The 13,017-nt window shown below is 44.0% G+C and carries 15 protein-coding genes; 3 read left to right on the forward strand and 12 right to left on the reverse strand.

Annotated features, from left to right (window positions below):
- Positions 1 to 12 precede the first annotated feature (12 nt).
- The 10 genes from deoB to ansA form a co-directional block, all read right to left on the reverse strand.
- Positions 13 to 1,197: a phosphopentomutase gene (gene deoB / locus NSQ12_RS12050; protein WP_015251776.1), complete on the reverse strand. Its 1,185-nt coding sequence runs from the start codon at positions 1,195 to 1,197 to the stop codon at positions 13 to 15.
- A 160-nt stretch (positions 1,198 to 1,357) separates the two neighbouring features.
- Positions 1,358 to 2,248: a site-specific tyrosine recombinase XerD gene (gene xerD, locus NSQ12_RS12055; RefSeq protein ID WP_339174801.1), complete on the reverse strand. Its 891-nt coding sequence runs from the start codon at positions 2,246 to 2,248 to the stop codon at positions 1,358 to 1,360.
- Between the two features lie 7 nt (positions 2,249 to 2,255).
- Positions 2,256 to 2,483 (reverse strand): YqzK family protein, encoded by a 228-nt coding sequence (locus NSQ12_RS12060; protein ID WP_014477240.1) that lies wholly within the window; start codon positions 2,481 to 2,483, stop codon positions 2,256 to 2,258.
- A 124-nt stretch (positions 2,484 to 2,607) separates the two neighbouring features.
- Positions 2,608 to 3,057, reverse strand: coding sequence for a ferric iron uptake transcriptional regulator (gene fur / locus NSQ12_RS12065; RefSeq protein WP_003223972.1), 450 nt, complete (start codon positions 3,055 to 3,057; stop codon positions 2,608 to 2,610).
- Positions 3,058 to 3,169: 112 nt separating this feature from the next.
- On the reverse strand, positions 3,170 to 3,814 hold the full coding sequence (gene spoIIM / locus NSQ12_RS12070) for a stage II sporulation protein M (protein ID WP_339174803.1): 645 nt from the start codon (positions 3,812 to 3,814) through the stop codon (positions 3,170 to 3,172).
- 100 nt (positions 3,815 to 3,914) lie between these two features.
- The gene (locus NSQ12_RS12075; protein ID WP_088326395.1) at positions 3,915 to 4,130 is read right to left on the reverse strand and encodes a hypothetical protein; all 216 of its coding nucleotides are present in this window, start codon (positions 4,128 to 4,130) and stop codon (positions 3,915 to 3,917) included.
- Positions 4,131 to 4,230: 100 nt separating this feature from the next.
- Positions 4,231 to 5,550, reverse strand: a complete 1,320-nt coding sequence (locus NSQ12_RS12080; protein ID WP_004398731.1) for an NAD-dependent malic enzyme — start codon at positions 5,548 to 5,550, stop codon at positions 4,231 to 4,233.
- A 17-nt stretch (positions 5,551 to 5,567) separates the two neighbouring features.
- Positions 5,568 to 6,974, reverse strand: coding sequence for a malate-H+/Na+-lactate antiporter MleN (gene mleN / locus NSQ12_RS12085; RefSeq protein ID WP_130572529.1), 1,407 nt, complete (start codon positions 6,972 to 6,974; stop codon positions 5,568 to 5,570).
- Between the two features lie 140 nt (positions 6,975 to 7,114).
- Entirely contained in the window at positions 7,115 to 8,542 is a 1,428-nt protein-coding gene (aspA, locus tag NSQ12_RS12090; RefSeq protein WP_003230430.1) for an aspartate ammonia-lyase, read from the reverse strand.
- A 44-nt stretch (positions 8,543 to 8,586) separates the two neighbouring features.
- A complete protein-coding gene (ansA, locus tag NSQ12_RS12095; protein WP_004399032.1) occupies positions 8,587 to 9,576 on the reverse strand; it encodes an asparaginase in 990 nt (329 codons plus the stop codon).
- Positions 9,577 to 9,757: 181 nt separating this feature from the next.
- Between ansA and ansR the strand changes: the two genes are divergently transcribed.
- Positions 9,758 to 10,108, forward strand: a complete 351-nt coding sequence (gene ansR / locus NSQ12_RS12100) for an HTH-type transcriptional regulator AnsR (protein WP_017695932.1) — start codon at positions 9,758 to 9,760, stop codon at positions 10,106 to 10,108.
- Positions 10,109 to 10,116: 8 nt separating this feature from the next.
- On the opposite strand, the gene NSQ12_RS12105 is transcribed toward ansR, so the two are convergent.
- Together NSQ12_RS12105 and nudF are read right to left on the reverse strand one after the other, a co-directional pair.
- A complete protein-coding gene (locus tag NSQ12_RS12105; protein WP_339174806.1) occupies positions 10,117 to 11,280 on the reverse strand; it encodes a TIGR00375 family protein in 1,164 nt (387 codons plus the stop codon).
- Positions 11,277 to 11,834 (reverse strand): ADP-ribose pyrophosphatase, encoded by a 558-nt coding sequence (gene nudF, locus NSQ12_RS12110; RefSeq protein WP_004398600.1) that lies wholly within the window; start codon positions 11,832 to 11,834, stop codon positions 11,277 to 11,279. Before nudF ends, NSQ12_RS12105 begins: the two co-directional genes overlap by 4 nt.
- Positions 11,835 to 11,908: 74 nt before the next feature.
- On the opposite strand from nudF, the gene mciZ reads away from it, so the two are divergent.
- Positions 11,909 to 12,031, forward strand: coding sequence for a Z-ring formation inhibitor MciZ (gene mciZ, locus NSQ12_RS12115; protein ID WP_339174808.1), 123 nt, complete (start codon positions 11,909 to 11,911; stop codon positions 12,029 to 12,031).
- A 62-nt stretch (positions 12,032 to 12,093) separates the two neighbouring features.
- Positions 12,094 to 13,014 carry an aldo/keto reductase gene (locus NSQ12_RS12120; protein WP_015714213.1) on the forward strand — a complete coding sequence of 307 codons (921 nt, stop codon included), beginning with the start codon at positions 12,094 to 12,096 and terminating at the stop codon, positions 13,012 to 13,014.
- Positions 13,015 to 13,017 lie beyond the last annotated feature (3 nt).

Consider the following 13,017-nt stretch of genomic DNA (forward strand, 5'->3'; position numbering starts at 1 on the left):
AAAACAGTCCCCCTATTGTAATAAAGATAAAAAGCTTTTCCCGTATTTCGGTTTATTCGTTTGGAAATTATCAGCGATCGTTGCGCCAATATCGGCAAATGTATCTGCAAGCGGCAGCATTTGCGCTTTCTTATGTTTTTTGCTGTAAGCGAGAATCGGCACATACTCGCGTGTATGGTCAGTCCCATGATGAATCGGATCATTGCCGTGGTCGGCTGTAATAATTAACAGATCGTCTTCTCTCATTTTTTCAAACACTTCCGGAAGCCGCGCATCAAATTCTTCAAGCGCGCGTCCGTAGCCTTCAGGGTCACGGCGGTGTCCGAATAACGCGTCAAAATCAACAAGGTTCGCAAAGCTCAGACCCGTAAAGTCTTCTCCCAGCGTATCGATCACCTTGTCCATTCCGTCCATATTGGAAACCGTTCTGCGTGAAGAAGTAATGCCTTCTCCGTCGTAAATATCAGAGATTTTACCGATTGAAATCACATCTAAGCCGCTGTCTTTCAATTCATTCATGACAGTGCGATCAAACGGTTTAAGGGCATAGTCATGGCGGTTTGGCGTTCGTTTGAATTGACCTGGCTCTCCGACGAACGGCCGTGCAATAATGCGGCCAACCATATATTTCGGATCAAGCGTCAGCTCTCTCGCCGTTTCGCAAATGCGATACAGCTCCTCAAGCGGCACAACCTCTTCGTGAGCGGCAATTTGCAGAACAGAGTCAGCAGACGTGTAAACAATTAAAGCCCCTGTCTCCATGTGCTCCTGGCCAAGCTCATCCAAAATCGCTGTGCCGGAAGCCGGCTTGTTTCCAATAATTTTGCGGCCAGATCTCTTTTCCAGCTCTTGAAGCAATTCATCAGGAAAGCCTTCCGGGAACACTTTAAATGGTTTATCAATGTATAGACCCATAATCTCCCAATGGCCGGTCATCGTATCTTTTCCGTTTGACGCTTCTTGCATTTTTCCATAATACGCAAGCGGATGTTCTGTTTTTTCTACACCTTTGATATCTTCGATAAGACCAAGGCCGAGCTTTGCCATATTCGGCATATGTAATCCGTTCATATGCTCGGCAATATGACCGAGCGTATGAGCGCCTTCGTCATTAAAGTCAGCGGCATCCGGCGCTTCGCCGATTCCGACTGAGTCCATCACAATTAAAAACACACGATTATATTTGTATGCAGGCATCTTGAAAGCCTCCTTTTTTTCTATACGTCTATTGTATCGCTAAGAGGTCTGACAACTCAAGTATAAACCGTTTTCATTCCCGTTGACAATGTATTTGGAAATAATGAGAAACTTCAATATTTTCTGTCGCTCTAAACAAAAAAGCCGCAGCCACCTGCGGCTATGCTCGCGGATGAAACTGCTTGTACACATCCTTCAGCCTTGTTTTCGTCACATGCGTATAAATTTGCGTCGTGGATATATCCGCATGCCCGAGCATTTCCTGCACCGCTCTTAAATCTGCCCCGTTCTCAAGCAGATGTGTCGCAAAGGAATGCCTGAGCGTATGCGGAGTCAGCTCTTTCTTAATGCCGGCTTCCAACGCGATTTTTTTCAGGTTCTTCCAAAATCCCTGGCGGCTGATCTGTTTGCCGTGATGATTTAAAAAGAGGGCGTCAGACACATTGTTCTTTAACAGTTTTCCCCTGGCTTTTGTCATATATTCCTCAATGGCGGAAGCGGCGGCTTCACCAATTGGCACAATCCGTTCTTTTCTTCCTTTGCCGAAGCATCGGATAAACCCTATAGATAAATGAACATCTGCCGTTTTCAACTCAATCATTTCACTGACTCGTATGCCTGTCGCATAAAGCAGCTCCAGCATTGCTTTATCCCGATAGCCGAATGGGCTCGTCAGCTTAGGCGTGTCCAATAATCGCTCGACTTCATTGAGTGCGAGCACCTTCGGAAGCGCCCGTTCCGTCTTTTGTGTTTCGATATGAACGGAAGGGTCCTTATCCGTTACTTTTTCCCTGAGCAGAAATTGATGAAAAGAGCGAATGGATGCCAAATGCCGCGCCGATGTCTTGCCGGATTTCCCCGAGTCCTTCAAATGCTTTAAGTATTGGATAATATGTATGCGGGTAACGTGATTCCAATCCGTCACATGAAGGGTTTCTGTTAAGTAGAGAGAATAGCTTTTCAAGTCACGTTCATAGGATACGATCGTATTTTGAGAGAGCCCTCTCTCTACCATGACGTAGTGGATGAAATCCTTTATTTGATCTTTCACTCTTGATCTACTCCCCGTTTTGGTAAAAAAAGATCAACCGGTCGAGCCATCCGCCTTTTTCATCCTGATCCATTTCAACAACTTTTACAGCGGAGCCTTCCGGTTTATCATACCGATGATAGTTTTCATACTCTTGATTCACCCATATCATAGCATAATAGAACAAAGCGGTAAAACCGGTAAACAGGATGAAAACTTTCAATGCATCGACAGCTGTTTTCAGGAATCTTCCCATGTCCTAATCGATCCTTTCCCTATGATTCCAGTTATATAAACCATATGCCAAATCAGAAAGGTTTTATACATAGAAACAGCAAAAAACCCTTTCCCTATGAGAAAAGGTTCGCGCTCGGCACCGTTTATTCAGTTTCTTTTCCGTTACAGCGGTGGCAAATGCCGTGAAACGTCAATCTATGATCTTTAATCTTAAATTTCCAATCACGTTCAATGATTTCTTCCACGTCTTCAAGCAAATCTTCTTCAATTTCATCAACGGCTCCGCACTCCATGCACACCAAGTGGTGATGAAAGTGAGCTGCTCCCTCTTTCCGAAGGTCGTAACGGGACACACCGTCTCCAAAGTTAATTTTATCTACGACTTTTAATTCAGTTAATAATTCAAGCGTACGGTATACTGTAGCGAGACCGATCTCAGGAGATTTCTCTTTTACGAGGAGGTATACATCTTCTGCGCTTAAATGGTCTTCTTCGTTTTCAAGCAGCACTCTTACTGTCGCTTCACGCTGTGGCGTAAGTTTATAGCTGGATGAGTGCAGTTGTTTCTTAATTCGATCAATACGGTTTTCCATGTCTTTCCCTCCTACGCCGCATTCCATGACTCATTATAACAAAATACGCGCAGAGTTCCAACTATAATTATTATAAACTGATAAATAAAACGGTTTTCTTTTAATAATAATTTTAAAAAAGTCTAGATGTAAGCTTTTCCATTAAAACAGGAGATAAGTATGCTTCAAAGAGAGATGAGATCAGCGCTAAAAACAGAATGACCAGCAGCACAAAGGCATACCGCCCGAACCATTGAATCGGCGCGTCATGGAGGCTTCGTTTCACGAACAGCTGTCTGACTAACTTTAAAGAAAACGCAATTGCACATGTGCCCATAATAAGATAAGCCGGAATCAGCAGCACATTTTGCGGTAAAACGGAGACAAATGATAGGAAAAACCCGCTTACTCCCATCTGATTGACTAAAAACCCGACAGTAAAGCCGACGACGATCCCTTTCAGAAAGATCATGATGAAAATAATCGGCATCCCAATGACGGAAATTCCCAGTATCCACATCAGGCCTAAATACTTTGCATTATGAAAGATACTTTGCCCAAACATATCAGCTGAACTTGCCTGTTTTCCATCCGAAAGCTGTCCAAAAAATTGACTTAAGTAGTAGTATAAATCTTCTTTCTGGCTGATGGTCATACTGTTGACAATAATCGCGCCAAAGATGACACCCATGAAAAACAGCACTGACACAAATATATAAAGAGAGAGATGATCTTTAACATGCCTGAGAAACATGTCCTTATAAGAGATTTTTCGCATACCGTTTCCTCCCGCCCGCTCTAGTGATTTGATTTAATAGATTGTATGAAAGAAACAGAAAAACATGCCCTTTTTCAAAAAGAAACGATAGAGACGAATGCTAGGCGGCTTTTTGGGGCAAAAAAAAATCCTTATCATCAACTTCTGTATGATCATAAGGATTCTTATGCTTCCGTTTATTCAAAATCTCTTTTTTGCTTTTTGTCATTCTTTCATGTGTGCTAAAAGATGGTGTGCTGCCTCTTGACAATAAGACGTCACGTCCGCCGTTTCTCAATCGATGCTCCCGCTTCTTTTTCGCTTGGCTTTTTGCCATGTGATCACTCCCTTTTTTATTTTCATAGTAATGATAACAAAATTGAACAATGATAAGAAAAAAAACAGCACCTGCTACGACAGGTGCTGTTTAGCTACATTTATTTCACTGCTGTAAGAGCTGCATGCTCGACAGCTGCTGCTACCGCATGATGGACTTTTGAATCAAGCGGCTGAGGGACAACATCACCTTGTTTAGTGCAAGCTGCGATGGCCTCTGCTGCTGCGACAAGCATATCATGATTAATCTCCGTGCTTTTTGCGTTAAGCGCTCCTCTAAAAATCCCCGGAAAACCGAGTACATTATTAACAGAACGCCCGTCAGCTGCATATGCGGCGCCAGCCTGCAGTGCGGCCTCCGGCTCAATTTCCGGCTTCGGATTCGATAAAGCCAAAATGACTTGACCAGAACGTACAAATGCCGGTTTTATTAAACCCGGAACGCCCGTTGTAGCAATGACAATATCACATGTTTCCATGAGCTCCTCAATACTGGAAACTGCCTGTCCACCGTATTGTTCGAGACGGTTCATTGCTGACTCTGATTTGTCTGTTCCGTATACAGCATTCACACCATAAGCCATGAACATTCGGCAGATGGCCACGCCTGCTGCGCCAAGGCCGATTTGCCCCACTTTCGCTTCCTTCAGGTCAACCCCCGCACTCCTGCATGCCGAAATGGCAGCTGCCAGCGTCACTACAGCTGTACCATGCTGGTCATCGTGCATAACAGGAATGTTCAGCTCCTCTTTTAGGCGATCCTCGATTTCAAAACAATGTGGCGAACCGATATCCTCAAGAAGGATGCCGCTAAAGCCCGGAGAAATATGTTTTACTGTTTTGATGATTTCTTCAGGATCACTCGTATCAAGCAGTATCGGAATGCCGCTAATACCCGCCAGCTGATCAAATAAAGCAGCCTTTCCTTCCATGACAGGCATGCCAGCCACAGAGCCGATATTCCCAAGGCCTAAAATTGCGGTTCCATCCGTTACAATTGCAACAGAATTGCTGATCGTTGTATAAATAGAAGCTTTTTCAGGTTCTTTTTCGATCAGTCGGCACACGTCCGCAACACCTGGTGTGTAGACACGTCCCAGCTCTGCCAGTGAACGGATCGGCATTTTGCTTTTCATTTGGATTTTTCCGCCTTCATGTGCGGACAGGACTTCATCAGATACGGTGTGAAGCCTGATCCCTTCTCCGAGGGCCTGTACAGCCGCGATCACTTCCTGAAGCTGTTCTTCATTCTCCACTTGAACGGTAATATTCCGCATTGTGTAATTGGGTCCGACTTTTACCGTCTCCACTTCACCAATATCCCCGCCCAGAAGGCCGATTGCCGTAGCCACCCTTCCAAGATTTCCGGGAACCGAAGGCGTTTCGATCATCAGTGTCCGAATCATGTGTTTCGCTATCATTCAGTGATCCTCCCCTATTAGCCTAGTTTTTCGGCTTTAACTGTATTGTTTTTCGTATACCATATAAATTTTCCTGTATAACCATAGATAATTGCAAGACCTATTGCTACAAAACTGAGCCACATAAACGGCAGATAAGAGAAGGTAGAAACACCTAAAATACCAGCCATGTAAATCCCATTATCAGACCAAGGAACCATCCCCGAAGTCAATGTTCCCCCGACCTCTGAGTTGCGTGATAACACTCTTCTGTCCAGATGTAAGCGATCATAGCTGTCTTCCATAATTTTCGGAGTCAAAATAAGGGATACATACATCGCACAGCCGAAGATGTTTGCTAAAAACGCTACGATCAGTGTAGACAATGTGACATTGCCGGCTGAAGTTAATTTCTTTTCAAACGTTGAAACAATGACTTTTAACACGCCGAGTTTCTCAAGCAGACCGCCAAAACCAAGGCCAAAGATGATGACGACGAGAGAATCAAGCATACCGACAATTCCACCGCGGTTTAACAAGCCGTTCAAAAATTCAACATCAGTTTTAATAGAGAAGCCGTTGTACGCAGTTGCAATCGCATGGGCAATATCCATTCCTTGGAAAACGACAGCCCAGATTGCGCCGAGTAAAGCGCCAATTACGATAACCGGCATAGATGGCTTTTTCATCGCCAATAAGACTATGACGACAACTGCCGGGATCAGCATCCAAATATGAATGTCAAACGTGTTTTGCAAAGATGATTTTAAGAATTCAACTTTATCAAGATCAATATTTTTCCCGCCGTACATAAATCCAACAATTGTAAAGAGTATAGCTGTAATGACATACGCAGGTATTGATAAATAAAGCATTGCTCTCACGTGAGCCAATACATCGACTTTTGATAGTGAAGAAGCTAGAACTGTACTGTCAGACAGCGGAGACAGCTTGTCCCCGAAATAAGCACCTGAAAGAATAGCTCCCGCTACTAGAGGAAGCGGAATGCCTAAACCCTCTCCTATTGCAATCATGGCAATGCCGGCAGTTCCGACTGTTCCCCATGACGTTCCTGTTGCCACAGACATAATGGAACAAATAATTAACGTTGCTAGTAAAAAGATACTTGGGTGAATAAATTCCAGTCCGTAATAAATCAAAGTCGGCACAACGCCTCCGGCAATCCATGTTCCGATGAGCGCCCCAACTGAAACGAGAATCAGTACGGCTTCAAGGCCATTTGATATCCCATGTACAATCGCATTTTGTAAATCTTTATAAGAATAACCGAGTCTTATACCTAAAAGCATTGCAATAAACCATGAAACAAAAAGCGCCAGCTGTATCGGCAAGTCGAGAAAGACTGTAAACGATAGAACAAGTGCTAAAAATACCCCTAGTACAATAATAATTTCAAATAGTGTTGGTAATCTTACATCCTTCAAAAGAAGTCCCCCTTCATGTAAAAGCTAAAACGCTTTCAATATATAGTGCAACACGTATACTATACTTCCTCATCCCTATGTTGTAAACAGCTTATTCATCCGACTATTCGGAGATGAATAAGCTGTATTTTGTACAAATTTTATTTTTCTAATAGTTCTTTCCCTGCGATACCTGGTTTGGTCATCTCATATGGGTTTAAAATAATATCCAATTCTTCTTCAGTCAGCACATCATGCTGCAGACAAAGATCCCGGACAGATTGCCCTGTCATAATTGCTTCCCTGGCAATTCTAGCTGCCGCTTCATACCCAAGATGCGGATTGACAGCTGTGATCACGCCTGCGCTTTTTTCTACGTATTGCTTCATACGCTTTTCGTTGGCTTCAATGCCTTTTAAGCAGTTGTCAGTGAACGAACGGAAGCCGTTGTTCATGATGCTGATGGATTGAAGCAAATTAAAGACAAGCACGGGCTCCATGACGTTCAACTCAAGCTGGCCGGCTTCTGAAGCAAGGCAGATTGTATTGTCGTTTCCGATAACCTGGAACGCAATTTGGTTGATCAGCTCCGCCATAACCGGATTGACTTTCCCCGGCATAATAGATGAACCCGGCTGACGTGCAGGCAGAGAAATTTCCGCAAGTCCGGCGCGCGGTCCCGACGCCATTAAGCGCAGGTCGTTTGCGATCTTCGACATGTTCATCATGCAGACTTTTAATGAAGCTGATACCTCTGTATAGGCATCTGTATTTTGTGTCGCATCAACAAGATGATCAGCGCCGACAAGAGGAAGCCCGCTAATATCAGCAAGGTGCTTTACTACCTGTTTGATATATTCAGGATCAGCGTTCAGCCCTGTACCAACAGCAGTTGCGCCCATGTTGACTTCATATAGGTGCTGGCGCGATTGCTTGATTCGTTTGATATCACGCTCGAGAACACGGCTGTAAGCTTCGAATTCCTGGCCAAGACGGATCGGAACCGCATCTTGAAGGTGTGTCCGGCCCATTTTAATAACAGAGTCAAACTCCTGTGCTTTTTGCTTAAACACGCTATGCATATCTTCCATTGTTTTCAGCAGTTTTTCTAAGAGCTTCAATGTGGAAATATGAATAGCAGTCGGAAACACATCGTTCGTAGACTGTGACATGTTCACATGTGTGTTTGGACTTAAATGGATATAATCTCCCTTTTTATGTCCCATGATTTCAAGCGCCCGGTTTCCGATAACCTCATTCGCGTTCATGTTCATAGAAGTTCCGGCACCGCCCTGAATCGGATCCACGATAAACTGATCGTGCCACTTGCCTTCGAGAATCTCGTCAGCGGCTTGTACGATAGCTTGGCCAATTCCTTCATACAGCCGTTTCACGTCCATGTTGGCAAGAGCCGCAGCTTTTTTCACAATCGCCAGTGCGTTAATCATTTCCTCATGGATTTTGTATCCTGTGATTGGGAAATTTTCAGAAGCACGGAGCGTCTGAATTCCGTAATAAACATCTGCTTCAATTTGTTTTTCCCCAAGGAAGTCTTTTTCTACGCGATATTCTTTTTGGCCGTTTAACATAATCTTTAACCTTCTTTCTCTTTGCTGGTTATCGTTTTTACATTTTACAGGACAACGTCATCAGCTATCGGCGTTTCCATAATTCTCTTGACGACAGGAAGATCCGAAGACTGACCTAGTGCCCACATCAATTTTGGCACAATTGCTTCTGTGTTCATATTTCTTGATCGGATAATTAAGTCTTGGTTGACTCTGCGGCCAACTTCGTAAATGCTCATGTCTTCGCCTTCTTCAAGACATTGAGTCGTAATGACCACGACAATGCCGCTTTCGATCAGCTCATTCACTTTTGACAAAATGTCTCTGCCTTCAAACGGCACCCCTCCGCTGCCATAACTCTCAATGACAATTCCTTTGTACATGCTTTTCAGGGCATCAAACATTTCGGGCTTTAAGCCTGGATGCAGCTTCAGCAGACATACATCTGTGCATAGTGAAGTGTCAACTGTGAAGGTGTCGTTCTCAGGTTCCGTTACTTGTTTGTTGTATTCGATCCCGTCTTCATTGATAAAAGCGATATATGGGTAATTGATGCTTTCAAATGCGTCGTAGCTTTTCGTTCTTAATTTGATCGCACGTGTTCCCTGAATGACTCTGCCGTCAAACACAACATAAACGCCGCCCACGCCTTCACAGGCAAATCGAATGGCATCTGTAATATTTTTTTTGGCATCGGTTTTTTGGAACGTGATCGGAATCTGTGAGCCGGTGATGACAATCGGCTTTTTGGCATGCTGCAGCATATACGATAGTGCGGCAGATGTATAGGCCATTGTATCTGTACCGTGAGTAATAACAAACCCGTCATAGGCATCATAATTTTCCTTAACGGCTTCTGCTATTTCCACCCAGTATTCAGGCTGCATATTGGTGCTGTCTATATTCATAAGCGACTGAGTTTCCATTGTGTAATCGTTATCAAGTTTTGATACGTAACTTAATAATTCATCAGCCTTGACTCCGGGAGCCAGCCCATTTTCCCCTTCAACTGAAGCAATCGTTCCCCCAGTTGTCAACATCAATAATTTTTTCATACCATGCACCTCTTCACTGTATCTAAAGATGGGTTGCGAGAAGGTATTCGCTTTTCGCATACTTTTAATGCAATTATAGACACGGAAAATAAAATACGCAAGACATTATTATTCAATTCGCGTACACTTCCTAATACCTATATGATATAATCAGCTCAAGGTGAAAAAGGAGCGGAAGTTCATGAATCTAGATCGTTTAACTGAATTGAGAAAAAAGAAAAATTGGTCGCTTCAATATACAGCTGACCTTCTCGGTATCGCAAAAAGCACATATGCCGGCTACGAGTCAGGCTACCGACGGCCTTCACTTGAAGCGCTTGCCATGCTGGCTGACCTCTTTGACACAACCTGCGATGAACTTTTAGGCCGTGAGAAACAAAAGCAGACTGCTCCTCAGGCCATAGAATTGGCCACGTGGAGCAGCCTTGACTTTACCATTTCTGTTGATGGCAAGCCGCTGAGTGAAGATGAAATCATCCAGCTGATTACCTTTATACGCACAAAAAGAAAAGTACAGGAGGAACTGAGTTAATCTTTAGCTCACGGTTTAATTTTACCGTAGGTTCCTCCTCCTCCGGCTTTCAATTCCAATTTTCCGGATCTCGCTTTTACGATAAGCGCCGCGGTTTTCGGCGGGACAACGCGAGCCAAATCTTCTTCTGCAGCCTCATGAAGAACAGCCATTTCTGTTCCGAAGGCTTTTTTTAGTTTGTCCAGCGTTTTCGGGCCTACACCCGGAACAAATTGCAGCGGGATCTGATGTACATATCGCGGACGCGGGACGCGAACTTCAAGCTGATCACTCAGTTCATGCAATCTTTCGCTGACTCCCTTGGTAAATCTGACATTTCCGCAATTCGCGCACGCTGTTTCCCCGCTTACAGCAGGCTCTCCGCATGCTTCGCAAGCCGTCTGATAATATTTCCCCAATAACGGGTCCAAGCCGTAATTTGCGATAATTTTCCTGTCATCTTGTCCCTTTAATGCAAGAGCAAATTCAGTAAAATCAGCTGACTGCACATATAGTTCATTATATTCTCTGCCGATTTTCCCCAACGAATGCGCATCAGAATTTGTTAAAAAAGGATACGGATTCAATTCAGATACGTGTGATGCCATGACTGTATCACAGCTTAATCCAAGCTCCACCGCGTCTATCATAGATGGATCAAAAACCTCAGTTAAGCTTGATTTAACCCCTTTTCCATATAAGCTTTTATGCGGCGTAAAGATATGAGCGGGGATAAACAGGCCGCCCATATCCTGCACTTTTTTTTGCAGGTTTAAGCCCGTTTCATAAATCCGCTGCGAGCTTAAATGAATATTTTTCAGCCGGGCTGACAGCCAGTTTGAAAACTGTTTCATAGCAGCCAACGTCGGCATAAATACGAGCACATGGATCGGTCCGCTGCAGGCTTCATCATAAATCTCCAGCTCGCTCCCCAATAAAAGAGTCGTGCTGCGATAACGGATTCCTCCCCCGTCAAGCTCGCGATATTTTCCAGATGAAATGCCTTCCTCAAGCTCTAGAATGACTTCCGGAGAATGACAGTCGATAATGCCGAGGAGTTCAATTCCTTTATGTTCACTGGCTTCAACCAAAATTCTGTCCAGTGTTAATGTTTTGGCGCCTGTTATTTTGACAGCCCTTCCTGTAAAGGTCTGGCCGATATGAATGTGCAAATCCGCGTAAATCTTTTTCATTTTTGTGCTTGGAGCGCTTCTTTCAGCTGAAGATACTGAATCGCGTAGGCTGTTTTAGCATCGTATACTTCACGCGATTCAACCAGCTTTAGCGCATCTTCAAGCGTCACCTCCATCACTTCAACAAACTCGTCCTCATCAAGCTCCCGTTTTTCTTCAAGCACAGAAAGCTCCTCAGCAAGAAAAACGTGAACAATTTCATCTGCAAATCCGGGTGATGTATAAAACGCAGTTATTTTTGTCAGTTTTTTTGCTGTATAACCGGTTTCCTCTTCAAGTTCCCGAAGTGCCGTATACTCCGGCTCCTCACCTTTTTCAAGCTTACCGGCCGGAATTTCAACGATCGTTCGCTCAAGCGGCTTACGGAATTGTTTGACCATGATGATTTTCCCTTCATCTGTGACGGCTAGTACCGCTACTGCTCCAGGGTGTTTCACAATTTCACGTTTACTGGCTTTGCCGTTCGGCAGCTCTACATCCTCGACATAAAGATCAATGACTTTACCCGAAAAGATCTGTTCTTTGGCAATTGTTTTTTCTTCTAATGATTTCATTTCTTCATCTCCCGTTCTGTCTCTATATGATGCCCCATACATTTTATCATACTAGAGCAAAAGGGGGCTTCTTCGTGAAAGTGAACCGCATGCCAAAAGGTGTTGTCTTAGTCGGAAAAGCATGGGAAATTCGGGCGAAGTTAAAAGAGTATGGACGCACATTTCAATATGTTAAAGATTGGATCTCAAAGCCATAAAAGTTGAAACTTTAGCTCCTTTATATTACGGTCAATACAAAGCCTAAAAAAGGAGTGTGCACATGAGAAAGCGCAAATTGGGTACATCTGATTTAGACATTAGTGAAGTAGGACTCGGCTGTATGTCTCTTGGAACTGAAAAAAACAAAGCATTGTCCATTCTGGATGAAGCGATCGAGCTCGGCATCAACTATTTGGACACAGCGGATTTGTATGACCGGGGACGCAACGAAGAAATTGTCGGTGATGCGATCCAAAACAGACGCCAGGATATTATTCTGGCAACAAAAGCGGGAAACCGTTGGGATGACGGAAGCGAGGGCTGGTATTGGGACCCTTCAAAAGCTTACATAAAAGAGGCGGTAAAAAAGAGCCTTACACGTCTGAAAACAGATTATATCGACCTTTATCAGCTTCACGGCGGCACGATAGAGGACAACATTGATGAAACGATTGAAGCGTTTGAGGAATTAAAACAAGAAGGTGTCATCCGCTACTACGGCATTTCTTCCATCCGCCCGAATGTGATTAAAGAATATGTAAAAAAATCAAACATCGTCAGCATTATGATGCAATTCAGCCTGTTTGACAGACGCCCTGAGGAATGGCTCCCGCTTTTAGAGGAACATCAAATCAGCGTAGTCGCCAGAGGTCCTGTTGCCAAAGGGCTCTTAACTGAAAAACCGCTTGATCAAGCTTCAGACAGCATGAAACAAAACGGGTACTTGTCCTATTCATTCGAGGAACTGACTAATGCCCGCAAGGCAATGGAGGAAGTGGCTCCCGATCTTTCCATGACAGAAAAGTCGCTGCAGTATCTGCTAGCACAGCCGGCTGTCGCTTCAGTGATTACAGGCGCCAGTAAGATTGAGCAGTTACGGGAAAATATTCAGGCAGCAAATGCACGGCGTTTAACCGAAGAGGAAATCAAAGCGCTCCAATCTCATACGAAACAAGACATTTACAAAGCTCATCGCTCATAGCAG

The organism is Bacillus sp. PS95, assembly GCF_037963565.1.
GTDB lineage: Bacteria > Bacillota > Bacilli > Bacillales > Bacillaceae > Bacillus > Bacillus subtilis.